Source organism: Paenibacillus sp. FSL E2-0201, from assembly GCF_037963325.1.
GTDB lineage: Bacteria > Bacillota > Bacilli > Paenibacillales > Paenibacillaceae > Paenibacillus_AQ.
Window position 1 is genome coordinate 2,061,856 of record NZ_CP150154.1, and the last position, 26,744, is coordinate 2,088,599.

A 26,744-nucleotide genomic window follows, 5' to 3' on the forward strand; every position below is an offset into this window, starting at 1 on the left:
CTAATCACCTCTTTTAGAAATCTGTACAGAGATTTTGACACCAGCTTCATCATTGTTTTCAATGCTAATCGAGAAATCCTCTTGATAGAAAAATTGTAGTCGGGCATAGACATTATATAATCCAATGCTTTTGGTGGTTTGGTCATTATTACTCGAAAGGGTTCGCCTGATAGCAGTTAGCCGTTCTTCATCGATTCGTACTCCGTTGTCAATGAAATCCAGCCTATAGTAGTTCTCATCTTCCCAGCCTGACACGATAAATAAATTAAATTCTTTATTGATATTAAACCCATGGACAAAGAAATTTTCTGCCAAGGGCTGCATCCAGAACTTCACAGTAGGGAGAGCTAGAATAGAATCTTCAACATCCATTTGATAAAAAAAGTGCTCAGGATATTTAAACTCCATTATTTGCAGGTACTTCCGCAACAGTTCCAGTTCGCTACCAATTGAAATGATATTTTCTTTCTTAACAATTTCTCTATATAACGCTCCCAGCGTTGCAATCGCGTCTGCGGTAGTCTCATTCTGATGAACCAATGCAGTAGATCGAATGACTTCTAAGGTGTTATAAAGAAAATGAGGATTGATTTGATGTTGAAGCGCTTTCATTTCTGCTTCCTGCTGTTTTAGCTTAAGCAAGTATTCGTTCCGAATATATTTGTCTAATTGGTGTATCATATCGTCGACTTCGCGAGCAATCATACCATATTCATTCATACGATAACGTGCAGGCTTATTTGGGGTGAAGTCGGCAGTTTTCGCACGTTTGATTGACTGTATAATACGGTGAAGAAATCGTGAGTCATCACGAAGATTGTAGACTACGAGCAGCAGTACACAGATCATAGCGGTAAAGACGATCATAAAAATATTGAGCAAAACCGTGCTGTGCTGACGTATAAGTGCAGCCAAGTCTACTGTACTAACCAATTGATAATTGTATTTGGTGGATGAAAAGGTAACAAAGAAAATGGGAATATATCCTTTATTTACGATAAAGCCGTGATTTTTATTATTCGCAACCGCTTGTTGGGTGATTTCATCAGTCATGGATTCATTGTTACCAATAATGAATATCTCCCCGGTAGAGTTAATTACAGCCGCATTACCGAGTTGATAATTATTTACGATACTGAATATTCGCTTGCTGCTGATCTGAAAGCGGATTTCCCCTGCTTCCGTAGCACTTTGATTTAGTTTTTTGTGAGAGACGAAGCCCTTCTGTATACTTTCATCGAAAATTTCGTTTGTATTTGGAACGCCAAACTGGAAGCTAGGAATACCAAAACTATTAAAATAAATAACATTTCCGTAATCCTTAGTATGAACGCTGATTTGAGTTATATCTCCCTGTGCCCAGCTGTAAAGATAAGTTTTAGTATCCTCAGGAAAAGAGAGCAGTGCTTGTGATGAATAAGGGCTATTCTCCAATCTTTTAGTCAGATACCCTTCGACGGAAGGGCTCATAAAATAACGGACGTCATTCATCAGATCATGATTGGAATATAATCTTTGCATGTAAGCTTCAATCCGATCGGCATCATTCTGAAAGTTGTTCTCAATACGGGAAAAGGCATTCGCAGCTTCAATCCGCGCGTTACCGATCCATTGATTAACAAGTATAGCGCTGGTCATAGTACCCAGTGTTACCCCGATAGTTACAATAAAAATCAGGTAAGCCCAGAACTTATTGCGATATATCTTAATATGAAAAAAAGAACTCCTCCAAAACCTCATTTGTAATGCCCCCTAAGGTCAGACACATAATATAGAGGAATAAGTCTCTCGTTGCTGTGGTTGAGAGAGCATATAATTCACTGTAAATATATATGAAGCGTACCTTTAGTTCAAATAAATTTTTTAGAGGAGTAAAGGAAAACACATGGTATATCAGCGCTGATATACCATGTGCGTTCGATAAGGGTTACTTAAAGTAATTGTTGATTTGTTCTTGAGCCACTTGCATAATTTTGTCCATTCCGGCATTTTTCAGCTCAGACAGCAATTTAGGGATTACCTTCTCAGGATCAGAAGCTCCTGTGAGCAATTCATATCTATATTTATCATATACAGCTTGGCAGTTCGCAACCTCAGTCTGCAGCTCTCCAATATCCAGTGCGAATCCCAATATGCTGGAAGATGCTGCTTGCTCGTTCAATTTTTTTACTTGTTCCCACTGGTCTAGAGGAGCTCCTTTCGTAACCGCAAGATTGAAGAAGGTGCCTTGGGAGTATGCTGCTAAAGGCCAGGTATCGCTGATACGCTCGATTGATTTCTCTCCGTCAATGCTCTTATAATCGACGCCTAATTCACCAAACGCAAGCATATTTCGTAATTTTGGATCTGTATTCACTAATTGCAAATATTTCATAGCTTCCACTTTGTATTTGGAATTTGCCGAGATTACATTCATCGAGCCTTGAATTGTACTAGTTGTATACAAAGGACCAAAAATTTGCGTCATGACGTATTTGTCAATCCCTGCGGTGATTTGCCAGCCAGCTTCTGCACCAGGGAAGGCTTGTGCGGAGAAGAACGCTCTGTATTTGTCGCCTTCAGTTTTAGTTGGTGCATCCGGGTTAACAATACCATCTTTATACCACTGATGCAGCAGCTTTAAGTTAGTCATCACTTCCGGTTGTTCAAACACGGACACTACTTTCCGGGAAGCATCCTCCACGTTAACTCCAATAGGATTGAAACCTAAAGTCATATCATCATAATTATTTAAAATGCCTGGAAAGCCTTCGCCTTGGATCAACTGCAACGGGTAGAAGCTCTTGCCTTCACCAGCTTTCATATCATGGAACGGTTTGTCTAAATCTTGCATCGTTTTAATGTTTTGGTAATCGATATTATATTTTTGTACAAGCTTGTCATCGAACACCCAATATTGAGTTAATGAAGAATCCTTATACGTCGGTACAGCGAAATATTTTCCACCAATTTTCACACCATCCCATACTTTGGTAGGGATAGACTTGTAAAGTTCAGGAGCTTCACTTTGTACCAGATCTGTAATGTCAGCGAACGCTCCCATAGCGACCTGTTTACTGTACTTTGTATTGTTGGTAAACATCATATCAAAGGGTTCACCCGTATTCACAATGGTGTTGATTTTTGTATCCCATTCGCCCCAGCTAGCCACCTTAATATCCACTTTGACACCGATTTTCTCAGCGGTGTATTCGTTCATCTGCTCAACTGCTTTACTAAAGTTCTCAGGAACCTGTCCGCCGATCAGCCACCATACCAATGTAGGAATTTCTTTGGTGGTTGGTGCATCAGTAGCCGTCGTACCACTCTCGCTTTCATTGGTTGCTGTGGATGCTGGCTTCGAATTCGAGTTCGAGTTGCCACATGCAGCAAGCAGGGACAGCATTAATGCGAGAATACATAATGTTGAGGCGAACTTGAGGGTGTTCTTCACTTTAACTCCTCCTAGTGTTGAATGATGAAATGTACCGTAGTAAATTACGGTTATCTATCATAAACCAAGCTGGGCTTGGCTTATTTCGGAACTAGCCTTTCACTGCGCCAATGGTAAGGCCGGTAATAAAGTATCTCTGGAAGAAGGGATATGCGCAGGCAACAGGCAACACGATGAGAATAGCAACTGCCATGCGGGCAGATTCCTTGGGCATTGTTGCGACAAGCTCAGCGAAGCTGATCCCCATACTTATGGAGTTTCTGGCGAGCGCATCAGCATTGGACATCAAGCTGTTAAGCAGCGCTTGGAGCGAATACAGATTCTGATTATCGATATACAGCATCGATTGAAACCAGTCGTTCCAGTAACCGAAGCAAAGGAACAGTCCAATCGTAGCTAGTACAGGCAATGAGATGGGGAGGATGATTGAGAAGAAGGTGCGAAACTGACTAGCCCCGTCAATTTCAGCAGATTCGGTTAAGCCATCAGGGATTGTGCTCCTAAAAAAGGTTTTACAAATAATAACGTTAAACGATGATACTGCGAGCGGCAGAATGAGTGCCCAAACACTGTTTTTGAGTCCCAAGAAGTTTGTGTTGATAAAATAACTGGATACAAGACCACCGTTAAATACCATCGGGATAAATACAACCCAGGTGAGGAAGTTCTTTAGCTTGTAACCAGGACGTGAAATGACGTATCCCATCGTTGTGGTGAGCAGCACGCCAAGTACAGTACCTACGACTGTTACAAGCAGGGATACACCTAGCGCACGCAGAATCATCGTTCCCTGTTTGGCGATATAAGCGTATGCGTCTGCGGAAAGTGCGGTTGGAAGAATGCTGTATCCCGTTTCACGAATATAGGACTCATCGGTAAGCGAGATGGATAACACGACGATCACAGGCACAACGCAGGCAATTGCCATCAGAATAAAAATTAGGGTGAACAAAGCATTGATGCCGTTACTTGTGCGGTTGAATTTCTCCAAGCCAGATTGATAGGTGGGTGTCTTTGCCATTGTCTCTCCTCCTAGATCATTGCACTGTCAGAATCGATTTTTTTAACGATCCAGTTAGCACTCAGGATTGTAATACAGCCCAGCATCGATTGGACGAAAGCGGCAGCGGATGCCATTCCTACAGTGGCGGTTTTTAGCTGTTTATAAACTAGGACATCAACTGTTGTGGCCACATTGTAGAGGGAGTTGGAGTCGCGTGTGACCTGATAGAACAGTCCGAAATCCGTGTAGAAAATACGACCTACTGACAGGATGAACATCATGACAATGACCAGCTTTAGCATGGGTAAGGTAATGAAGCGTGTCTGCTGCCAGATGGAAGCTCCATCAATAACTGCCGCCTCATAATAGGTGCTGTCGATTCCTGTAATGGTTGCCAGATAAATAATCATGCCATAACCTATGCTCTTCCAGATGTTTAAAAAGATAAGAATGTAGGGCCAATATTGCGGTTCCATATACCAATTCACAGCATCATGCCCAAGGCTGGCAAGAAATTGATTGAGGATACCTTTATCAAAGCTGAAGAAGGCCCAACCTACAGCAGAGACGACTACCCATGACAGAAAGTAGGGCAGAAACATCATGGTCTGATAAACCTTGCTTGCTTTGCGGCTATGCAGCAGGCTGATCATAATAGCGAACATTACTGGTAACACGATGCCAAGAATAATGAAGATGATGTTATACCCTATCGTGTTGCGAAGAATGATCCAGGCATCATTGGATTTGAATAAGAATTCAAAGTTTTTGAAGCCGACCCAAGAACTATTTAGTACGTTGCTAATAAAGTTGCCGCTTATTTTGAAATTTTTAAAAGCGATAACCATACCGAACATCGGTAAGAAAGAAAATAAGATATACCAGATCAATGTCGGCAAGGCGAGCAGGGTTAACTCGGAATCTTGCTTTCGCCAGTGTATGCGCTTTCTAGATTTGTTCCGCTCAAGTTTAGTGCTCATATCATCCGCTCCTTCATGTGTTTCATACATGCTGCCTTTGTAACCGCTTTCCCTAAATTAATTTTATAGAAGTACGATGAGAGGCTTCCAGTTAAGAAACATGATACTTCAGTCAACAAACGTTAGATTCAGGATGAATTTCCTTTAAAAACGCAAAAAAAACATGTGCTATGGAGATTTATACACATTGCCTCTTTGAGCAGCTTTGGCATTGTAATGCAACGGAATTATGGGCGAAAAGCGCAAGAATGACACACTTCTAGAACATCAACATAGCAGTGAAACGTAAATCATCCCGCAGTACAACACGAAATTCTTGATAAGCGAGAATGACATATTTACGATTTGCTCGATTCTATATAGTGTAAATGTAAGCGCTAGCATTAATGCGATTGATAACAATTCGATAGATAATGATGCTCACTCGATGATCAGAATGTTCTCATCATTACCTATAAGGAGGGGATGTCGCGATGCATGAAACAGGAAGCGTACATATGCGAACTGTGAATTCAGCACCGAAAGAAAAGCGTAAGGGCAGAAACGAGACATGGAAGAAGATTTGTCAGAATTGGGAGCTTTACATTTTTATCGCACCCGCATTTTTTTACTTCCTCATTTTCAGCTATGGACCGATGTATGGGATTCAGATTGCTTTTAAGAACTACATTCCGTCAAAAGGCTATTTTGGCAGTGAATGGGTAGGCTTTGATCATTTCATTCGATTTTTTAACTCGTACTATTTCTGGGATTTGCTGTGGAACACGCTCAGTATTAGCTTGTATGAATTAGCCATTGGATTCCCAATCCCAATTATTCTGGCGCTTGCGTTTAACGAAGTGAAGGATGGCTTCTTCAAGCGACTTGTTCAGACCGTTACGTATGCACCTCATTTCATTTCTGTCGTTGTTATGGCGGGGATGATTATTACCTTCTTGTCTCCATCGAACGGTATGATTATTCATGCCATTGAAGGTTTAGGCTTTAGTGCACCGCAGTTTCTGACAAGTCCTGGTTGGTTTAAGACGATGTATGTATTCTCAGGCGTGTGGCAGAGTGCGGGTTGGGGGACGATTATTTATTTGGCGGCTCTCTCGGGTGTAGACCCAGGCTTGCATGAAGCGGCAATCATTGACGGGGCCACTCGCTTTCAACGTGTTCGCCACATCAATATACCAGCGCTTATACCGACCATGACCATTCTATTAATTCTGAATATGGGTGGCTTGTTAAGTGTAGGTTTTGAGAAAATATTACTTCTGCAAAATTCGTTAAATATGTCAAGCTCTGATGTGATTTCAACCTTTGTCTATCGATCTGGTCTTGTCGATGCGCAATATAGCTTCTCAACAGCTGTTGGTTTATTTAACTCCATTGTCAATTGCATCCTGCTCATTACGGTGAATCAGATTGTCCGCCGTACGAGCGAGAACAGTCTATGGTAGAAGGAGGTTGGAATTTATGGTATCAGGTATAAAGCTATCTAAGCGAGACCGAATATTCCTAATTTGCATCTATACGTATGTGGCAATTGCATTGCTGTTAGTCGCATATCCCATCTTATATATTATTAGCGCATCCATCAGTGATCCGAAGATGGTTGCTTCCGGTGAAATGTGGCTCTTTCCAAAAGGAGTTACCTTTAAGGGGTATGAGATTGTATTTCAGAACTCGAAGATTTGGACGGGGTATGGAAATACGATTTTGTATACATTGATAGGCACAACGATTAACTTGGTCGTTACGATGCCAGCGGCATATGCACTCAGTCGTAAGGACTTTGTAGGCCGTGGGTTTTTCATGGGGATGTTCATGGTAACGATGTTCATTGGAGGCGGTCTCGTCCCTACATACATGTTGGTAAAAGGGCTAGGCATGGTCAACACGATGTGGGCACTGGTAATTCCTGGTGCAGCGTCAATCTGGAATATTATCGTCTCTCGTACCTTCTTCGCGAACTCCATTCCAGCTGAGCTTCAAGATGCGGCTCAAATCGATGGCGCGACGAATATTCGATTATTCCTGCGGATTGTTCTCCCGTTATCGATGCCAATTATCGCAGTGATGGCCTTATTCTACGGGGTAGGGCATTGGAACAGCTATTTCGGCGCCATGATCTACCTGAATGATGATGCGAAATATCCGTTGCAGCTTGTGCTTCGTCAGATTCTCGTTCTTCAGGAAATGCAATCTCAAGTAGGTGGCATTATCGATGCGACAGCTGCAGCAGCCCAGAACAACAAGGCAGAAATTGCTTCACTTGTGAAGTATGGGGTCATTATCGTATCTACACTTCCGATTATTGCTGTCTATCCATTCTTGCAACGTTATTTCGTGCAAGGTGTCATGATTGGCTCTGTTAAGGGTTGATCTTAAGATACAAGTAAAAAAGGGGAGGTTTTTGTATGACGAATTTTCGTAAAACTGGACTCATGTTGTTATGTCTTTCCATGTCAATTTCTATTTTTACTGCATGTGGATCGAGTAGCGATAAGGGGACGGCAAGCACAGAAAGCTCAGACACAGCCGCAGAGGTTCATAAGACGGGCTTTCCTATCGTGGATAATCCGATTGAGCTTTCTATTATGGCACCGGATGTAGGGCGTCAGGATTGGAACAAGATGCCTGTTATTCAGGAATACGAGAAGATGACGAATATTAAGTTAAAGATTCAAAACGCCCCACAAGATAGCTTTGAGACGAAAAAGAATTTGGTATTTGCAAGCGGTACACTTCCCGATATTTTCTATGCGGCGGATCTAAAAGGATCGGATCAAGTTACCTACGGAAGTCAAGGATTGTTGCTGCCTTTAGAAAAATACATTGATGAGGGCTACGCACCTAATTTAAAAAAAATTCTCGATGCAAATCCGGATATTCGCAAATCAATGACAACACCGGATGGACATATCTATGCACTACGCAATATTCAGCCATCTGCGGTATGGTATCGTGGACCGATGTGGTATAACGGGAAGTTCCTGAAGAAGTTCGGCATGGAAAACAAATTACCGCAGACAACAGAAGAGCTATACAACTATTTGAAGAAGGTTAAAGAGGAAGATGCGAACGGAAACGGTAAAGACGATGAGGTTCCTCTATCCTCTGTGAAATTAGATGATTTACGGATGTTCTTCCTCGGATTCTGGGGGATGTATAACGAGGATATCTACGTAGATAAGGAGAACAAAGTACACTTTCCACAAGCTGAACCAGCCTACAAAGAATATTTAACCTTCTTGAATCGCTTATGGAACGAGAATTTGCTGGATCATGAAACATTCTCTCAAACCGATGAGCAGAAGAAAGCAAAAGGGAAGAACAATCAAGTGGCCTTATTCTCCGATTATTTCCCATACTTCACGCTTGGTGGTGAACCGAGTGAAGATAACCCGATGATGCAGCCTGTATCTAGTGATATTGCTGGAACACCTGTATACGGCAAGCATCCTGGTATTAACACCATTGGCGGTTTCGCGATTTCAAACACAAACCCGAACCCGGAAGCAAGTATGCGCTGGATTGATTACCAATTTAGCGAAGAAGGGTATTCCTTCTGGGCGTATGGACCTGAAGGTACGTTATTTAAATACAAAGATAAAGCAACAGGCGAGAAAGAATGGCTGCCAGTTCCAGATGGTACGGATCGTGAAGAATACCGCGGTACAATCACACCAAACTACGGGATAAATACACCAGGTTCCTATGAGAACAGCTATGTTTTAGGTCTTCGTACTAGCTTTGATGACTGGATTGACAAAGAAACAGCTACAAAGCTTACACCTATTGCAAAGGCTCCCTTCCCATCGGTATTCCTGACGGTAGACCAACAGACGGAAATCAAAACACTCCGTTCCGATTTGGATAAATACGTGAAGGAAATGGAAGCGAAATTCGTTACAGGTGCAGAGCCATTATCCAATTGGGACAAATATATCGCTCAAATGAAAAAAATGGGGTATGAGAAGCTCGAATCAACGTATCAACAAGCATACGATACTTGGGCTGCTAGCAAATAATTTGTGAAGCTTATACATTCTCATATTTTGAAAAACTTCCCGGTCATGCTAGGCATGACCGGGAAGTTATGATAAACCCTAGGCGAGGAAGGATTATACGGTATCGTTAGGCTCAGTATTGGGATGATTATTATTCATCTGTCGATACTGGCCCGGGGTATAACCGGTTTCCTTTTTGAATTTTCGAATAAAGTTTGGTGTGTCGAGGTAGCCGACGCGCTGGATAATATCTTTTAACGGATCACTTGTTATTACGAGCTGTTCCTTGACCTTATCTAATCGTTTTTGCCAAATATATTGGACGAAGTTGATGCCGACCTTATCCTTGAATGAACGACTGAGATGGGAAGGTGAAATCGTAAACGCAGCAGAAACAGATTCAAGGCTAAGTGAATGATCATCATAGTGCTGGTCGATAAAAGCAACGATATGATCCATGAGTGAATGTTCTTCTTTTTTATGCGTCTGCTCTACCTGTGTACAAATCTGAGTGGCTAAACGGTAGAAATTCTGCTCTATAAGATGGACGGGACCATTCATGAAATGGGGAGAAGCAGACTGCATCATGTTATCCATTTTTAGCTCAGCTGCAGTTTTGAGCATGGTATTCAACAGGTCGAACAGTACGCATCGCATCAGCAGGGTAGATCGTTGTTTATTATCAAGCCCATGGATGGCTGTGTGAATAATTTGTTTGGCGACTTCGTAGTTGCCCTGCTTCAAGCTTTGTGCAAGCTTTAATAGCTCGTTACTAGGGAGTAACACCGTTTGATCATGGGCACTGGATAGCTTTTCAAAATACACGGTGGTTCCATGCTCGGTCGATTTACGCAATTCGAAGGCGGAGCAAGCCTCAACAAAGGATTGATTAAGCTGCTGAGGGCTCTCATAACATTTGCCTACACCGATCATCGGGTGGATATCCATTATGCCTAACGTATATTTACGAATCGCATCCACGATGTGAACGATTTGTGCAGCGAGTGCCTCATCATCTTCGAGCTGTAAGCTCACAATGAGTGCGAGCTGATCCAATTGCGGGAGCTCTACACCGTATATTTGTGCAGCAAGCGCTGGAAATTCAATATACGCAAGCTTGCGATGTACTTCTTGTCGCGCCTGAAGATGCTGCTGTTCTAAGTCATCCCAGCCCATCATCATGACAAAATGATGACTTTGGTCGAAGTGCAGATGAAAGGTATCGAATATTCCATGCGTCATCATTTGTGCATGTCCATGCTTTAATAGCATGGAGAGAACATGGTTGCGAGCATAGGGCTCTTGGAGATCAACCTTGGAGCTATACTGCTGCAATGTTGTTCGTATATACTCGAGCTCATTTCCGGAGGCCGGTGTATCTGTTTTTTTGTTCGTGAAGCGAACGAGCTCAGCAATCGGAAGATATTGCATCCGAGCGAATAATAGAGCGATGGCCGTTCCTACAATGGCGATCACAATGAATAAAATAATGATGAAGCTCCGAACATTAAGTACGCTACTGAAAAATTGATTACTCGCCATTAAAGTCACATATGACCAGCCATTGACATCCGATGTGACGGAAATAACCGAATGATCTTCATTGTTTATCGATAGATTATGTATGCCGGGTGGAAGCTCTGATAACCGTTGGATATCCTGCTGGCGAGCTGTATCTCCATGGCCACTATAGGACAAAACACGTCCATGATTATCAAAAATATACGTTAATCCTCGATAGTTACCGAGAACGGAATCGATCAGATATGCCAACTCTTTCTCTTTAATGAGGTACATGACAGAAGCATATGGATCTGAGGTGTTGGGAATGATCGGCAGGATATAGGTTAATACAGATTTCTCGAGTGGTGAATTTTGATTCAGCATGTTCGTAAGTCGAATGGATGGAAATTTGGACGTGTTTAAAGCAGTCACAAGTTCATCATTCATCCAGCTTCCAAACTGATAGGAGCTACGAAATACATCCAGGCTATACATGCCATGGTTGGAATAAATATTAGGGTCATGATGGTAGTACAGAAATATATCCTCCACAATGGAATTGGAAGATTTGTAGCTATCCAGTGCCGCTATCGCGTCACGACTTTCATAAGGATCCAGTATGCGATAATGAGCGAGACGAGCGTCGTATGACATCCGTGACGCCATATCTCTTAAATCATTCATGCGTCCATCCACCACCGTTTTAATTTGGGTGAGCTGATTAAAGTGAGCATTTTCAATCTCTTTTTGTAAATTATCGGTAGCATTTCGGTAAATGAAAACGATTACAAATATAAGCGGAATAAGAAGGATAAGTAGATACGAACCGGTGAATTTCAGAAACAATTTCGATTTGAAATAGTTATAGTTCAAAGTGTTTTCCCCCTTTTTATGGCGTATACATGGAGATGTTCCTATCAAGCTATGAATACAGCAGGTATAGATCGGTGCTTGAATCCTTATTTATATTCCATAATAGGATGTTTATAGCGGATAGTTATTTTTATGTCAAATGTTTTTTTGAAAATATATCATACTAAATCAATAGAATCGCAGCCTCAGAAGAGCTGCAAGGAGGTCGTGCAAATGAGTGACGCTAATGTTGTCGAGGAGCAAATTGTTGTTGAAGGAGTTCACAATTACAGCACAGAGGAGGAGTACGTTAAGCCGGAGGATTCGCAGCTATTAGATCAGCTGGAATGGTTCAAGGATCAGAAGCTGGGCTTGATGATGCACTGGGGACCTTATTCGCAGCTTGGACTTGTTGAATCGTGGGCGCTTAGTGATAAAGATGGAGATTGGTCACGGGACGATATTGATTGGGGGGGTGATTCGACGGAGCTGAAGCGGCAATACTTCGGGCTGAATAAAACATTTAATCCGCTCCGTTTTGAGCCTGAGAAGTGGGCAGAGGTTGCTAAAGAAGGTGGCTTCAAATATTTAAATTTCACAACGAAGCATCACGATGGCTTCTGTATGTGGGATACGCAGACAACAGATTATCGCATCACGGGTAAGGATTGTCCTTTCCATGCACATAAGTACGCGGATATTTGTAAGAATGTATTTGATGCTTTTCGGGCCAAGGGACTTGGGATCTCTGCTTACTTCTCCAAAGCGGATTGGCACACACCAACATACTGGGCTCCAGGTATGGAGACGGGGACGTTCATGAATCGAGGTCCTTCGTATCCAACACAAGATTATCCTTGGCTATGGGAGCAATTCGTACAGTACACACATGATCAGATCATGGAATTGATGACGAAATATGGCCGGATTGAAATGCTCTGGTTGGATGCGGGGTGGGTGTGTCCACAGAATAAGAATAATCCACAGGATATTCGGTTGGGTGAAGTGGTGGAGAAGGCACGTCAGCATCAGCCATGGCTACTAAGTGCAGATCGTACCGTTGGCGGACCTTATGAGAATGTCGTTACACCAGAGCAAACGTTGCCCGCGCTTCCCCTGCATATCCCATGGGAAAGCTGTATTACGATGGGGACTGCGTTCTCTTATCGGTATGAGGATCATTACAAGACGACACGTCAATTAATTCATTTGCTCGTTGAAGTTGTAGCCAAAGGTGGTAACCTGGCACTTAATATCGCACCACAACCAGATGGCCGCTTGTCAAGAGCAGCGATGGATCGGATGAAAGGAATGGGCAGTTGGCTCAAAGTCCATGGTGAGGCGATTTATGGAACACGCATATGTGCGCCATACTCCATTGGAAATACACATTTCACAAAAAAAGACGATATCATCTATGCTATCCATCTGTACTCAAAAGAGCAGGAACTCGTGATCAATGAGATTTGTATTCCACTCGAGCAGGCTGTGACGCAAATAGATCTTGTTGGCGGACAAGAAAATCTAACATTCGAACGAACAACAACGGGATTGATCGTTCATATACCAGAGAGCGAGCTTACGGGAATTGCCCCAATTGCACATGTATTTCGCATAAAATAACGAGTTGAACTATGGGAGGAAGAGCCGATGCAACAATGGTTTACGGACGCAAAGCTAGGAATTTTCATTCACTACGGGATTTATGCGGTACAAGGCGTTGCAGAATCATGGTCTTTCTATAACGGGAGAATGTCTTATGAGGACTATATGAAGCAATTGAATGGTTTTACAGCCTCTAAATTTGATGCGAAGTATTGGGCAGATCTGATTGCGAAGTCAGGAGCCAAGTATTCTGTTCTAACGACGAAGCATCATGACGGGGTAGCATTATTTGATACGAAGTTCAGTGATTTGAGCATTATGAAGGCGACACCTGCCAAGAGAGATATTATTAAGGAGTGGTCTGAGGCGATTCGAGATCAGGGTCTTCGTGTAGGGATGTATTACTCCCTCATTGACTGGTCTCATCCTGATTATCCTTCAGTCTATGAGAATGGTGTCGTACCAGATGATTTGAGACATGTAAATCGTTATTCAAGTCCGATGGATGGTGTCCAAGATCCAGAGCGATGGGAGAAATTTTTGGCATTTAACCGTAATCAACTAGGAGAAGTGTTAACAGATTATGGTCAGGTTGATCTGTTATGGTTCGATGGAGATTGGGAACGAAGCGCAGAGCAGTGGGGATTGCCAGCATTCAAAGATTATTTAAAATCATTTAATCCTGACCTTATTATAAACTCACGCTTGCAAGGGTATGGGGATTATAAGACTCCCGAGCAAGGTCTTCCCATTACGCGCCCGGAAGGGCCGTGGGAATTCTGCACGACGATAAATACATCCTGGGGTTATGTGCATACAGACCACAATTATAAATCATTGAATCAAATGATCCGAATGTTCTGTGACTGTATCAGCATGGGCGGGAATATGCTGTTAGATATTGGGCCCATGGAGGATGGAACGATTGATCCTAGGCAGGAAGCGATCTTACTGGGATTAGGTGATTGGATACGTACACATGAAGAAGCCATCTTTGGAACACAAGAGGGTATTATGACACGCTACTATCTGGGTGGCAGTACATTGTCTCCGGATAAGAAGAACTTGTACCTCTTCGTTTACGATACGCCGAAGGAGAACATTTGCCTCAAAGGGCTGTGTAATCCCATTAGAAAGATTACGGTGCTTCACTCAGGCAAGGAGCTCACCCATGAAATTCACGGTGGTGTGCCATGGTTTCACATACCAGGTACAACTTGGATTCAGATAACACCTGAAGATATGCATGAACAAGTGACGGTACTTAAATTGGAATTCGATGAAGAAATTGAGATGTACGGCGGTTCAGGTGCAGTTGTAACGCACAACTAAAGTACATTAACCGATAAAGGAGCATTCTTATGGTAAATCGAAGTGGAGTACCAGAGCCATACATTGTTTCATACGCCCCGAAACATTATCTGTGCAGACGAGCGACGGAGTCGCTTGTCTTGGATGGGAAGCTAGATAAGCCCTTTTGGCAGCATGCAGCATGGACAGAAAAGTGTGTTGATATTGAAGGGGATTTTCGTCCGATGCCAGGAAAGGATACGAGGGTAAAGATGCTATGGGATGATGAGTATTTTTACTTTGGTGCAGAGCTGATGGAAGATCAGATCTGGGGAACGCTGACAGAACGTGATTCCGTTATTTTTTACGATAATGATTTTGAAATTTTTATAGATCCAACAGGAGATTCCCATCAATATTACGAGTTTGAGATTAACGCCTTGAACACGGTATGGGACTTACTCCTTGTGAAACCTTATCGTGACGGCGGTCCTCCAATTAACGGTTGGGATATCCAAGGCTTGAAGACGGCTGTTCATATCGAAGGTGAGTTAAATAACCCGCACGCTGACAATCGGAAATGGACGGTTGAAGTTGCTATACCATGGAATAGTTTAAAAGAATGTGCTACGGATCGACGATCACCTTACGCTGGGGAGTTTTGGCGTGTTAATTTTTCACGTGTTGAATGGCGGACCGAGGTTGTCGATGGCAAGTATCGTAAGCTTCTTAACCCCGACACAGGGAAACCTTATCCTGAGGATAATTGGGTGTGGTCACCACAAGGAATCATTAATATGCATTATCCAGAACGGTGGGGCTATGTTGTATTCGTGAATGAAGCGGGTCCATATCACTTCGACATCCCTCGGGATGAACATATCAAATGGGAATTACGGAAGCTCTATTATCGTGAGCGGAACTATTACGAAACACACGGCATGTTCACAGCCCATTTTAATGCATTGTGTAAAGAAGATACATGGACCATAGAACCAAACATTGAAACGACGACTAAAACTTTTATTATATCTGCACCAACATCAGATGAGACTTCCCGTCTTTACATTCGCGAGGATGGGTTTCTCTGGAAGGAGTAATCAGATATGGAACAGATTGAACGTAAGTTTCAGGAGAAGATGAGTTTGGCTCAGGCACGTGCAACGCAGTTATTTCAAATCTTTGAACAGCACTTGACAGAAGAAGAAATAATTGCACTTAAGTATCTCTATGCGTACATGCCAGTGAATGATTTGGCGGATTACAATGGTGAGCTTTTCTTGAATCATGTGAGAACGACACTAAAGATTCGCCGAGATATGCCATGGCAAGTCCCGGATCATATATTTTTACATTTCGTACTGCCCTACCGTGTTAATACCGAAAATATTGAAGAACACCGCCAAATTCTTCATGAACAATTAGCAGAACGAACTAGTAAGTTGTCCATGACGGAAGCCATTCTGGAGACAAATTACTGGTGCCATGAGGTAGCAACGTATATTGGGAGTGATTTGCGGACGATTTCACCATTATCGATGATTCGAAATGCACGCGGTCGTTGCGGTGAAGAATCCACACTAGCTGTGGCAGCCCTTCGCAGTATAGGTATACCTGCACGTCAAGTGTATACGCCACGTTGGGCACATTGTGATGATAACCACGCATGGGTGGAGGCATGGGCAGACGGTGAATGGTATTTTATTGGGGCTTGTGAGCCGGAAGCCCGTCCTAATCAAGGATGGTTTGGACCTCCAGCGCGTAGAGCAATGTTAATTAACACGCGTATTCTTGCTAATTATCAAGGTCCAGAAGATATTACGCTTGCAGATGAGTGGTTCACTGAAATTAATGTATTGGAAAATTACGCATCCACGCGGGCAATTACGATTCATGTGAAAGATGAATTCGGACAGTCTGTGCAGGATGCAGAAGTACAGTTCCAAGTGTATAACATGGCGGAATTTTTCCCGATTGCCATCCTTCCTACCAATGCTCAAGGAGAAGCAACTTTCAAAACAGGTCTCGGTGACCTCATGATTCGTGCGGCAAAGGGTGGTACTTGGGGGGAACTGAAAATTTCAGTGGCGGACAGTGAATGCGTTGAGCTTGGACTGAATCAAGAAAATCAGCCCGCTGCAGGAACGATGGCCGATTATGATATGGTTCCACCTCCAGCGTGTGAAGGTGAGGTAATAGAGGAACTGTCTGAAATTCGTATCCAGCGACATAATGAACGTTTGGAGGAAGGGATCTCAATCCGTGCGAAATATGAAGCGACTTTTGTGACAGAAGAAGCAGCGAGGAAGCTCGGGGAAACACTGGGTCTCCCGGAAGATCGTGTATGGGCAGTGCTTCAGAAGGCACGTGGTAACAGTGTAGAGATAGCTGCATTTCTGGAGGCAGCCACATCCGTGTATGGAGAATGGGCTTTACGGTTATTGGAATGTAGTAATGACAAGGATTTAATTGACACATTTATTCCTACTCTTACAGATCATGTGGCTGGTGCGCTTGCTGTACGTGGTGAGCTCACAGAGGAAGTGTTCGTTCCCTACATTCTGCGTCCTCGTGTTCACTACGAGATGATTACACCGTATCGTACATTTTTCCAACAAGCTTTCACTTCGGATGAAGTGGCATTGTTCCGTAAGGACCCAACGAAGCTGGTTCAATTCATAGATGAAACGTGGGATATATGGACAGACCTTCCGAATCTAAAAGGGAAGGGAACGGCAGTGGGTACGTTTCAATTGCGCGTAGGCGATCGCAGTTCCCTGGATATCATGTTCGTATCCATTTGTCGTAGTTTAGGAATCCCAGCGCGAATTCATCCCATTGAATCCAAGCCGCAATTTATGGTGGATCATATTTTCGTGGATGCTCAATTTACCAAAGGCGTTGTTGGAGGGGGGATAGAATTAGCGAACGGCACTCTCATACTTCAGCGTGATCAGGGTGCAGGGACAGTCCAACCAACGGCTTCATACTATGAGAATTTCACATTAGCTCGGCTGGAGAACGGTTTTTATAAAACCTTATGTTACCCGCATGGCGCAAATGATCTATATGATACACCACTTGAGGTTGAGCAGGGAGCATACCGTCTGACGACAGGCGTACGATTAAAAGATGGTACCGTGCTTATCAAGTTCACTTATTTTCATATTGCAGAAGGGGAAGAGACGAAGCTGGTCATGAAATATCGTCAATCTACATTGGAAATTCCAGTGTACGGCAAGGTGGAACGACTCAAGCAGCTGACCTCATGGGCAGGAGTAGAACAGACTTTCGCAGATCTTATTGGTGGAAAGGGCGCCTATGTCGCTTGGCTGGAACCGGAACGAGAGCCTTCAAAGCATTTACTTCGTGAACTCTCTGAGTTGAAGCATGAGTTCAATGCGCTAGGTGCTCCCATCATTCTTATTATTGGTGATAAGCAATGGGCAGCTTCGTTTCATCCCGAGGACTATCCAGATCTTCCTGCAAATGCAGTGTTTGTACGTGATTCAACGTGTAATCTATTGCCCGAATTATTTGCATCGTCCCAAGCGAGTGAAGCGGGCTTCCCGCATCTTATCATTGTGGACCGTGAAGATCAGATTCGTTACATGTCATCAGGATATAAGATTGCAGCGAGCAAGGAAGCGATTCAAATCTTAACAAGGGTGTGAAAGGATGGATCAACAGATGATTGTAGCAGGCTACGTGAGTGATTCCAAACTATCTGAGTTATCGGGTGACCACTTGATGAAGTTAACGCATCTCAACGTTGCATTTGGTTATGTGAAAGATGATCAGATTACAACAGCACATTTGAAATGCACGAACCAGCTACAAGAGATGAAAGCGATGTATCCGAATCTGACACTGATGCTCTCCGTAGGCGGATGGGGGAATGGGGGCTTCTCTGAGGCTGCCTCTACCGAAGAAGGACGTCAGAAATTTGCAGCGTCGGCTGTGCAAGTGGTAACAGATTTCCCGTTCGATGGAATCGATTTGGATTGGGAATATCCTTGTTACAGTGAAGCGGATATTAAATCGTTGCCGGATGATAAATGCAATTTCACACTACTATTAAAGGCGATTCGAGATGCACTGGATGTGAAAGGTACAGCGGATAGCAGGCATTACTTGCTTACAATTGCGGCAGGTGCTGATCAGTATTATATTGATGGCACCGAGATGGATCAAGTACAGCAATATTTGGATTTTATACAGCTGATGACCTACGATATGCGTGGCGGTTTCCAGATTCTAACGGGACATCATACGAATTTATTTCATACGACAGGAGATTTGTATCGTATCAGTACAGAGGCATCGGTGAATATGTTCATTCAGGCAGGCGTTCCCCGAGAGAAAATCGTCATTGGCGTGGCGTTCTATTCCCGAATGTGGAAGCAGGTGCCGGATAAGAATCATGGATTTCTACAAATGGCGGGCACAACGGGTGGCTATGGCCCAGAATATACAGAGCTGTTTGCTAATTACATCAATCAGAATGGCTACACACGACATTGGGACGATGAGGCCAAAGCACCGTTTTTATTTAATGGAGACACGTTTATTTCCTACGATGACGTGGATTCGATTACACATAAATGTGAGTATGTCAAACGTGAAAAACTTGCGGGTGCCATGTTCTGGGAATATAGCTGTGATAAGACACACACGTTGCTTGATGCACTGTATGCAGGCTTATATGAGAGCGTGAAGTGAGCTACCTGTTCAATTAGTTAAGAAACATGATACTTCAGTCAACAAACGTTAGATTCAGGATAAATTCCCTTTTAATGCGCTTTATTATGATTTAAAGTAGGGGTGCAAGTAGGGTTAGATATCCTGAAAACGTTGTTGCAGATCACAATTGTATACATGGAAGGAGTTTATGAAATGAGCAAAATAATTGGTGAAGCACTATCAAATATTCCTTGGCAGGATAAGCCGAGTGGCTATAACGCTCCAGTGTGGCGGTATACCCATAATCCGATTATTCAGCGAGATGCACAGTTAAACTCGAACAGTATTTTTAATTCCGCGGTGATTCCTTTTGAAGAGGGATATGCAGGGGTATTCCGTTGTGACTCCAGATCTGTAAGTATGGACATATTCGCTGGCTTCAGTCAGGACGGGCTTCAATGGGAGATTAATGAGAATCCGATCCACTTCGAAGGCGACGAATATGTAACAAAGCGGGAGTATCGTTACGATCCACGCGTCTGCAAAATCGAGGATAAATATTATGTTTCTTGGTGCAATGGATACCATGGTCCTACAATTGGTCTCGCATATACGTATGATTTCAAAACCTTTCACCAATTAGAAAACGCTTTCCTGCCATACAACCGGAATGGTGTATTATTTCCACGCAAAATAAATGGCAAATATGCCATGTTAAGCCGCCCAAGTGATACGGGGCATACACCATTTGGAGATATTTTTTTTAGTGAGAGCCCTGACCTGACGTATTGGGGAAAGCATCGTTACGTGATGGGTACGATCAATTCGGACGCTTCTGCATGGCAATCGAAGAAAATTGGTCCAGGGCCGATCCCAATTGAAACAGATCGTGGATGGTTGTTGATCTATCATGGTGTAATAAATACGTGTAACGGGTTCGTATATCGGATGGGTGTTGCTTTATTAGATTTGTATGAGCCATGGAAGGTGTTAGCACGTTCACGAAATTATATTCTCGGACCTGAGACATTGTATGAGTGTGTAGGAGATGTGCCGAATGTCACCTTCCCTTGCGCAGCACTTTCGGATGGCGATACAGGCCGAATTGCAATTTACTATGGCTGTGCTGATACCGTAACAGGCGTAGCCTTCACAACTGTGGATGAGTTGTTCGACTATATGGATAAGTATCCGCTCCAGAATTAGTAGAGAAGGCGAAGCGTCGTGGCAAGTATAAATAACCATAGGGAGAGATCGCAATGTCCGCCAAAAGACCTTGGAAGATATACGCAATTCATCATTCTCATACAGATATCGGGTATACAGAGCGTCAAGAGAAAATTCAGCAATATCATGTCAATTTCATTCGCCAGGTCCTGCATATTTTACGGGAAAGCAAATCGGGACGTCATCCGGAATGGCAAGGCTTTAAGTGGGTCTGTGAGACATTTTGGCCGATTGAAACTTTCCTGAAGCAGGCGACAGAGCAAGAGAAGATAGAGTTCGCTGAAGGCGTGAGACAGGGAGCAATCGGGTTGTCGGGGACTTATCTAAATTTGACAGAATTAATTGGTAAAGAGCTGTTCCAATCGATGATTGCGCGGGTGTGTGATTACGGACAGTCCATTCAAATTCCTGTAACATCGGCAATGACAGCAGATATTAACGGTTTTAGCTGGGGATATGGTCAGGTATTGCTGGATGCTGGGATTCAGAACCTGTCCACCTGTATTCATACGCATCATGGAATGTTTCCTTGCTGGAAGAAGCAGCAGCCGTTCTGGTGGGAGATGCCTTCAGGGGATCGCCTGTTGACGTGGAGCGGAGAGCATTATGTGTTCGGAAATGATCTGGGGCTGGTACCTGGCATGGGTGGAAAATATACAATTAAAGATGAATTCGATATGAGCAAGGGCGCGGATTTTGAAATAGCTGAACAACGGATCGGGCGTTATATCGATCGTCTGACAGAGGATGGCTATGCATTTGATTTCTTTCCAGCGATGTTCTCAGGCTTGCCTACGGATAATAACCCGCCAAATGCGGCGGCAATAGAGTTTATCCAACAATGGAACACCAAGCATGGGGACCGGATTTTAATTCAAATGGCAACGCTAGATGACTTCTTTGCAGAAGTCCGTGCCCATGCAGCACAGCGCCCGGAAGATATTCCTGTCTATCGCGGAGATTGGCCAGATTGGTGGACGGATGGGGTTGGCTCGACACCAAAGCATGTACAAGTATTCCGTGAGGCGCAGCGGGTGTACCAGAAGGTAAGAAGACTAGATCCTAATTATGACATCATTTCCCCGGAAGCTATTAAGGAAATGGAATATCAATTAACGATGTTCGCTGAGCACACATGGGGCTATCATTCTTCCATTTCGGAGCCTTGGAACCCGTTTGTTCAGGAGCTGGGCTTGCGTAAGGAGGCATTTGCTGCAAATGCGAGCACCGCTGCACATCGCGCATTGTACGAAATCCTTGAAGCCAAGGGAGATGCACTGCTTGCACCGGGTCGGCCGATGAAGTTCAAAATTTGCAATCCTTACAGCTATGTTCAGGAGGATCATGCTCATCTTATTCTTGAGGGTTGGTATTACGAGCAGATTAAAGAAGGGTTTGAGGTGCGTGATTTCAATACAGGTGAGGTGCTCTCATCTCAACTGCGTCTTGCGCATCGCGGGGTTATTGTAACCATTCCGGTCATGCTGGAGCCTCAGGAAGAAAAAGTGCTTCATATCGTAGCGGTTAAGCCAACAATCAAAACCGCATATATGAACGATTATGTGGCATCGGATCGTGTATTGGATTTGGATGTTACCCATGAAGTAAAGGACTTCCATGTGACATCCACATATGCTGAAACACCATTTGTACGTATTGAATGGAAGAAGGGTGAAGGAATCACCTCTTGGAAGGATAAGGAGACTGGACAGGAGCTGCTACGTGCAGACCGGAACCATCATGCATTCACACCGGTATATGATGTTACGCCAGCCACAAAGGTGGTCGAAATGACGGAGGTTCGTCGTCTTATGGGCCGTAATCGGAAAGGTCCGAATGCGATTGTATCTACAGGTGTGTTGACAAGTGCAGAAATTGTTGGACAGGGAGAGCTTTATAGCATGATTCAATTGACCTATGAAGTCTCCGGTTGTGAGCATTATTCCTTATTCTTAACCGTGTATGCGGATCGTCCTCGTGTCGACGTGTCGGTACGGATGCATAAGGAAAGTGTATGGAAGCCTGAGAATTTGTATATTTCACTTCCGTTTGGCGGCGCATTGACAACCTCTACGCAGGAGCTGTGGGTAGATAAGATGGATGCACTAACTCGTCTGCGCAAGGATCAATTACCAGGCAGCTTGGCCGATTATACGGCTGTTGGCGAAGGTGCTGCATACATTTCAAAGGAGCAAGGTATTGTGATTGCGATGCCAGACACTCCGTTGATTCAAGTGGGTGCTTTAGAGCATAAATATCGTCTACTTAATGGCGATGCAAGACTGGAACAGGACCCTGCGCACTTGTACGCCTGGGTGATGAATAACTATTGGGAAACCAACTTTGCAGCTACGCTTGGCGGCTTCTATGAATTCCGCTATTACATTACATGGGGGGAGAAGTTTAACAACCCTGAAGTATCGTTCGACATGTGTCGGGGGATGAATGCCGGAATCCTGGCGTGGAGACAATTCTAGTTCATGTGAACGGGAGGAATTGTAAGCTATGAGATATAAAGATTCATCCTTGCCAATTCATGAGCGTGCTATAGATTTATTGGCTCAAATGACGCTGGAGGAGAAGATCGGGCAGCTCCTCCAGCCCTTTGGCTGGAAGGCGTATGAGAAATCAGAAGGCAAGATTCAATTGACAGAAGTATTTAAGGAAGCAATTGCTAACGGTGGCGTGGGTTCTTTGTATGGTGTGCTGCGTGCAGATCCTTGGACAGAGGTAACATTGGAAACTGGGTTGTCACCTTTGGAAGGCGCAGAAGTAACGAATCTGATCCAGCAATATGCGATTGAGCATACACGTCTGGGTATTCCGATTCTGCTGGGCGAGGAATGCTCTCATGGTCATATGGCGATTGGCAACACCGTCTTTCCCGTACCGCTTGCCATTGGAAGTACATGGAATAGGGAATTATTCCGGCAGATCTGCCAAGCAGTGGCTGCAGAGACTCGCGCTCAAGGAGGGGCAGCAACCTACTCCCCAGTGTTAGATATCGTACGTGATCCGCGTTGGGGCCGAACAGAAGAATGCTTTGGAGAAGATCCATATTTAAATAGTGAAATGGCATCTGCTGCAGTGAGGGGCTTACAAGGTGATTCATTAAATACAGACCATACGATCCTGGCAACATTAAAGCATTTCGTTGCGTATGGCAGCTCGGATGGTGGTCGTAATGCTGACACCGTACGGATGGGAAAACGCGAGTTAATGGAGAAGGATTTGCTGCTATTCCAGAAGGCAATTGAAGCTGGGGCTAAATCTGTTATGACCGCTTACAATGAGATTGACGGTGTTCCGTGTACTTCGAGTAAAGAGTTATTAACAGAGGTGCTTCGTGAGCAATGGGGCTTTGATGGCTTCGTCATTACGGATTGTGGTGCGATCAGCCAGCTTAAACACGGTCACCAGATTTGTGAGACCGAAGAAGAGGCGGCGAGTCTTGCACTTAAAGCTGGTGTGGATATGGAGATGTCTGGTGAAACCTTTGGGAGATGTCTGATAAGCGCATTGCGGCAACAGCTGATTAACATCACCGATATTGATCTCGCAGTTGAACGGATTCTGCATGTGAAGTTCGAATTAGGATTGTTTGAACGTCCATTTGTTGATCCGGCGACAGCACAGCGGGTCGTTGGACAACAATCGCATTTAGATATGGCGCGACAAGCTGCGCGTGAAGGTATCATTCTTTTGAAGAATCATGATGAGGCTCTACCGCTTTCTCGGTCACTTGGTAAGATTGCCGTTATTGGACCGAACGCCAACAATATATACAATCAATTGGGTGACTATACCTCACCACAGGAGCGTCATCACATCGTTACCGTGTTGGACGGGTTTCGTGCTAAATGTGCAGGACTCAGCGAAGTGCTGTATGCTCCGGGCTGCCGCGTGAAAGATCCATCGAAAGCAGGCTTTGATATGGCAATGGAGTTTGCGTCAGCAGCGGATACCATTATTGCAGTTGTCGGGGGATCAAGTGCACGTGATTTCGGTGAAGGTACGATTGATTTGAAGACAGGGGCTGCCGTCATTACGGATCAATTTAGTCTTAGTGATATGGAATGTGGAGAAGGCTTCGATCGTGCAGAGCTGAACTTGTGCGGTGTGCAGCTTGATCTGCTGCAGAAGCTGCACAGCTTGAACAAAAAACTGATTGTTGTTTATATCAACGGTCGTCCCATTGTCGAGCCTTGGGTAGATGAGCATGCGGATGCCATTCTGGAGGCTTGGTACCCGGGACAGCAGGGCGGGCATGCGATTGCGGATATTTTGTTCGGAGACTATAATCCATCCGGCCGGCTTACACTATCCATTCCAAAGCATCAAGGGCAATTACCGATTTATTACAATAAGAAACGCTCCAGAGGTCATCGCTATCTCGAGGTGGACTTTCATCCACAATATGTGTTTGGTTATGGTCTAAGCTATACAAGCTATCAATACGAGCATATTCGCTTGGATCAGACACAAATAGAGCTGGATGATTCTTGTACTGTATCCGTGGAGGTTACGAATATTGGCGATGTAGCTGGACATGAGGTTGTTCAACTATATATAAAAGATTGCACTAGCACAATTACACGCCCGGAACGAGAATTAAAAGGCTTTCAGAAGATTTATATGGAGCCTGGTGAGATGCGTACCGTTCAATTTCATATTACTCCGCGGGAGCTGCAGTTTGTCGGTTCTGATTTGAAGTGGACGGTTGAGCCCGGCAAATTTGAGATCATGATTGGATCGAACGTAGGCAATACCATTTCAACAAGCTTAGAGGTTGTTCCTCGTAACTTGAGATCGTAATCACGGGAGGGTTACCAAATTATGAAAGAGCATCGTTTACCTACTATTGAAATTAATAAGTTCCCTCTGCCTCAGGCTGTTCAACAAGTAATGAAGGACACTAGTGAACGTCTGGCTGATCGTCCGAAGCTTCGTCAATTGTTCCAAAATTGTTTTCCGAATACGTTAGGAACAACTACTAAGCTGCTGGATGACGGAACAACATTTGTGTTAACTGGAGATATTCCGGCGATGTGGCTGCGTGATTCCGTTGAGCAGGTAATTCACTATGTTCCTTTTGCTAAGGAGGATGCTGAGCTTAGGAGGATTCTAGAAGGCTTAATACGCCGTCATATGTTCTATATCCAGATCGATCCTTATGCGAATGCCTTTAACGAGTCTGCAAATGATTGGCACTGGAATGCAACGGATGTGACAGACAGTTCGCCTTGGGTATGGGAGCGTAAATTTGAGCTGGATTCCATGTGCTTCTCCTTCCGCTTGGCATATCTCTATTGGAAGGAAACCGGGCGTACCGGTATCTTTGATGAAGCATTTCGAACATCACTACTGAAGATGTTGAATGTATGGCAGATTGAACAGGAGCACAAGGAGCAGTCAACCTACCGCTTTCAACGTCACAACGGCATCATGATAGATACTTTACGTAAGAACGGTTTGGGGATGCCAGTAAATAATGTTGGACTGATCTGGTCAGGCTTCCGCCCAAGCGACGATGCGTGTGACTTTCACTTCAATATTCCATCGAATATGTTCGCTGCTGTAACGCTTCGACAATTGCAGGAAATTGCTCAATATGTATATAGAGATTCAAATCTCGTAGCCCGAATGTCGGCCATGGAAGAAGAAATCCGGCATGCCATTGAGCTTTATGGAATTATTGACCATTCCAAATACGGCAAAATGTACGCGTTCGAAACGGATGGTTTCGGTAACCATTTACTGATGGACGATGCAGGTACTCCTAGTTTGATGTCAGCGCCTTATCTAAGTTACTGTGCGCCAGATGATCCGGTATATTTGAATACCCGCAAATTTGCTTTGAGTGAGGATAATCCCTATTTTTTCAAAGGGGAGAAGCTGAGCGGCATTGGCAGTCCGCATACAAGTGCAGGATTCGTATGGCATCTTGCTTACACGATGCAGGGCTTAACGGCAGTTGATCCGCAAGAGATTCTTGAGATGATTGAAATCTGTGAATCGACAGATGCGGGTACTGGGTTTATGCATGAGGGCTTTGATGTTAATGATCCAACTAGCTTTACGCGTGAATGGTTCGCTTGGTCGAACAGCCAGTTCGCACAGCTTGTGTGGAAGGCATTAGAATCAGGCATATTGCCCTAAGGTATAGTTAC

General features: G+C 44.0%; 17 protein-coding genes. 12 read left to right on the top strand and 5 right to left on the bottom strand.

Annotation, left to right across the window (positions count from 1 at the left end):
- The 4 genes from NSU15_RS09020 to NSU15_RS09035 form a co-directional block, all read right to left on the bottom strand.
- Positions 1–1,740, bottom strand: a complete 1,740-nt coding sequence (locus tag NSU15_RS09020) for a histidine kinase (RefSeq protein ID WP_339289989.1) — start codon at positions 1,738–1,740, stop codon at positions 1–3.
- A 187-nt stretch (positions 1,741–1,927) separates the two neighbouring features.
- The gene (locus NSU15_RS09025) at positions 1,928–3,433 is read right to left on the bottom strand and encodes an ABC transporter substrate-binding protein (protein WP_042125767.1); all 1,506 of its coding nucleotides are present in this window, start codon (positions 3,431–3,433) and stop codon (positions 1,928–1,930) included.
- 91 nt (positions 3,434–3,524) lie between these two features.
- Positions 3,525–4,454 carry a carbohydrate ABC transporter permease gene (locus NSU15_RS09030; RefSeq protein ID WP_042125769.1) on the bottom strand — a complete coding sequence of 310 codons (930 nt, stop codon included), beginning with the start codon at positions 4,452–4,454 and terminating at the stop codon, positions 3,525–3,527.
- 11 nt (positions 4,455–4,465) lie between these two features.
- Positions 4,466–5,416, bottom strand: a complete 951-nt coding sequence (locus NSU15_RS09035) for an ABC transporter permease subunit (protein WP_339289992.1) — start codon at positions 5,414–5,416, stop codon at positions 4,466–4,468.
- Positions 5,417–5,913: 497 nt separating this feature from the next.
- Here NSU15_RS09035 and NSU15_RS09040 point away from each other — a divergent pair, with 497 nt between their 5' ends.
- Genes NSU15_RS09040 through NSU15_RS09050 form a run of 3 tightly spaced genes read left to right on the top strand, consistent with a single transcriptional unit; the run spans position 5,914 to position 9,435 of the window.
- A complete protein-coding gene (locus tag NSU15_RS09040; RefSeq protein ID WP_339291294.1) occupies positions 5,914–6,861 on the top strand; it encodes an ABC transporter permease subunit in 948 nt (315 codons plus the stop codon).
- 16 nt (positions 6,862–6,877) lie between these two features.
- A complete protein-coding gene (locus NSU15_RS09045) occupies positions 6,878–7,786 on the top strand; it encodes a carbohydrate ABC transporter permease (RefSeq protein WP_339289994.1) in 909 nt (302 codons plus the stop codon).
- Between the two features lie 35 nt (positions 7,787–7,821).
- On the top strand, positions 7,822–9,435 hold the full coding sequence (locus NSU15_RS09050) for an extracellular solute-binding protein (RefSeq protein ID WP_339289996.1): 1,614 nt from the start codon (positions 7,822–7,824) through the stop codon (positions 9,433–9,435).
- A 93-nt stretch (positions 9,436–9,528) separates the two neighbouring features.
- Here the strand turns inward: NSU15_RS09050 and NSU15_RS09055 are convergent, their stop codons facing one another.
- The gene (locus tag NSU15_RS09055) at positions 9,529–11,790 is read right to left on the bottom strand and encodes a helix-turn-helix domain-containing protein (RefSeq protein WP_339289998.1); all 2,262 of its coding nucleotides are present in this window, start codon (positions 11,788–11,790) and stop codon (positions 9,529–9,531) included.
- Between the two features lie 213 nt (positions 11,791–12,003).
- On the opposite strand from NSU15_RS09055, the gene NSU15_RS09060 reads away from it, so the two are divergent.
- The 9 genes from NSU15_RS09060 to NSU15_RS09100 all read left to right on the top strand — a co-directional run bounded on the left by NSU15_RS09060 (position 12,004) and on the right by NSU15_RS09100 (position 26,733).
- Positions 12,004–13,392 carry an alpha-L-fucosidase gene (locus tag NSU15_RS09060; RefSeq protein ID WP_339290000.1) on the top strand — a complete coding sequence of 463 codons (1,389 nt, stop codon included), beginning with the start codon at positions 12,004–12,006 and terminating at the stop codon, positions 13,390–13,392.
- Positions 13,393–13,419: 27 nt separating this feature from the next.
- Positions 13,420–14,706, top strand: a complete 1,287-nt coding sequence (locus tag NSU15_RS09065) for an alpha-L-fucosidase (protein WP_339290002.1) — start codon at positions 13,420–13,422, stop codon at positions 14,704–14,706.
- Between the two features lie 29 nt (positions 14,707–14,735).
- A complete protein-coding gene (locus NSU15_RS09070; RefSeq protein ID WP_076117524.1) occupies positions 14,736–15,764 on the top strand; it encodes a carbohydrate-binding family 9-like protein in 1,029 nt (342 codons plus the stop codon).
- 6 nt (positions 15,765–15,770) lie between these two features.
- Positions 15,771–18,338: a transglutaminase domain-containing protein gene (locus NSU15_RS09075; protein ID WP_339290004.1), complete on the top strand. Its 2,568-nt coding sequence runs from the start codon at positions 15,771–15,773 to the stop codon at positions 18,336–18,338.
- A gap of 4 nt (positions 18,339–18,342) precedes the next feature.
- Complete coding sequence (locus tag NSU15_RS09080) at positions 18,343–19,386, top strand: glycoside hydrolase family 18 protein (RefSeq protein ID WP_339290006.1); 1,044 nt, start codon at positions 18,343–18,345, stop codon at positions 19,384–19,386.
- Between the two features lie 174 nt (positions 19,387–19,560).
- Positions 19,561–20,553, top strand: coding sequence for a glycoside hydrolase family 130 protein (locus NSU15_RS09085; protein ID WP_042125790.1), 993 nt, complete (start codon positions 19,561–19,563; stop codon positions 20,551–20,553).
- A gap of 53 nt (positions 20,554–20,606) precedes the next feature.
- Positions 20,607–23,051: a glycoside hydrolase gene (locus tag NSU15_RS09090; protein WP_339290008.1), complete on the top strand. Its 2,445-nt coding sequence runs from the start codon at positions 20,607–20,609 to the stop codon at positions 23,049–23,051.
- 28 nt (positions 23,052–23,079) lie between these two features.
- Positions 23,080–25,389, top strand: a complete 2,310-nt coding sequence (locus tag NSU15_RS09095; RefSeq protein WP_076117517.1) for a glycoside hydrolase family 3 N-terminal domain-containing protein — start codon at positions 23,080–23,082, stop codon at positions 25,387–25,389.
- 21 nt (positions 25,390–25,410) lie between these two features.
- Positions 25,411–26,733: a glycoside hydrolase family 125 protein gene (locus NSU15_RS09100; RefSeq protein WP_339290010.1), complete on the top strand. Its 1,323-nt coding sequence runs from the start codon at positions 25,411–25,413 to the stop codon at positions 26,731–26,733.
- The last annotated feature ends 11 nt before the right edge of the window (positions 26,734–26,744 follow it).